The sequence below is a fragment of the Succinivibrio dextrinosolvens DSM 3072 genome, from assembly GCF_900167015.1.
GTDB classification, from domain to species: Bacteria; Pseudomonadota; Gammaproteobacteria; order Enterobacterales; family Succinivibrionaceae; genus Succinivibrio; species Succinivibrio dextrinosolvens.
On the sequence record NZ_FUXX01000097.1, the window covers coordinates 1 to 1463 of the forward strand.

Below are 1463 nucleotides of genomic sequence, written 5' to 3' on the forward strand. Positions count from 1 at the left end.
TTTTATTTATGAAGCTATCATATGAAGATAAAATTGAAATTTATAGACTTTGGAAAGAAGAGCTTTTTAGTCCAGAATATCTGGCAAAACTGTATGGAATAAGACATAGCTATATAGAGTATCTTATTAAACTTATTGATATTTATGGAATAAGTATAGTTAAAAAGAAATCTAACAATAAATATTCTAAAGAATTTAAAGAAAAAGCTATCCGTAGAGTTCTTGCTGGAAATGAATCGCAAATTCAAGTTTCTTTAAGTTTGGCTATACCTAATTATGGATTGTTATCAGGCTGGATTAAGTCGTATAAAGAAAACAATTATAATGTCATTGAGAAAAAGCGAGGACGTTATGCCAAAAAAGAAACAAGCGAAGACAGAATTAGAGCTGAAGAAACAAATCCAGGAACTTCAGAAGAAAAACATGCAGCTCTTAATCGAGAACGAATACTTAAAAAAATTAGATGCCTTAATTACAGAGCGAGAAAAGCGAGAGTCGAAGAAATAGCTAAGGTTATTTCGGAATTAAGGCATGAAGTAAAGTGCTCTCTTAACTTCATTCTGGATACCATTAACGGAATACCAGATGTGCCTCATATGACACGCTCTGACTACTATTACACTCTAAGAAAAACAGATAAGGATGAGAAGAATAAAGGTCTAATAGAAAAGATTAAGGACATCCATCAAAAGCATAAGCAACGTTATGGATATCGTCGTATCACGCTTGAACTAGCTCGTCAGGGTATAGCTGTTAACCACAAGAAGGTTCAGCGTCTGATGCAACAACTTGAATTGAAAGGCATTACCCCTAGAGCAAAATATAAGTCCTATAAAGGTGATTTTAACGGTACAGTTAAAAACCAGCTTTTGGATTTAGTCGTTGATAAAAAGAACTTCAAAACTTACTATAACCGCAACTTTACTACGACATCTGTAAATCAGAAATGGACCACGGATGTATCTGAATTTTATATCAAAGCAGGCAAACTATACTTATCTCCAATCCTAGATATGCACAATGGAGAAATTGTTTCTTATTCAATATCTGCTAAGCCTAATTTTAGGCAAACAATACAAATGCTTGAACGAGCATTTAAATCCCACAAAAATTTAACAGGATTGATTCTCCATTCTGACCAGGGATGGCAGTATCAGATGTCTCAATATCACAAGATGCTAAAAGATAAAGGTATCATTCAATCCATGTCCCGTAAAGGTAACTGCTTAGATAACTGTGTAATGGAGAATTTCTTTGGCAAGATGAAAAATGAGATGTTTTATGGCCATGAATATGACTTTAAATCTCTGGATGAATTAAGAAAAGCAATGGAAGAATATATTGAGTATTACAACACTAAGAGAATTCAGGTCAAATTAAAAGGTCGAACTCCTTGTGAAGTTAGGAATTCAACCTTAAAATTATCGTAAATTGTTTTTGTTCAATTTACTGGGGTCACTACA

Annotated in this window: 1 protein-coding gene; it reads left to right on the forward strand. The window is 33.2% G+C overall.

Annotated elements, in window-relative coordinates; genetic code table 11:
- Nucleotides 1-1430, forward strand: a 1430-nt coding sequence (locus B5D46_RS11955) for an IS3 family transposase (RefSeq protein ID WP_234973849.1), incomplete at its 5' end; no start/stop codon positions are given.
- Between the last annotated feature and the right edge of the window lie 33 nt (nt 1431-1463).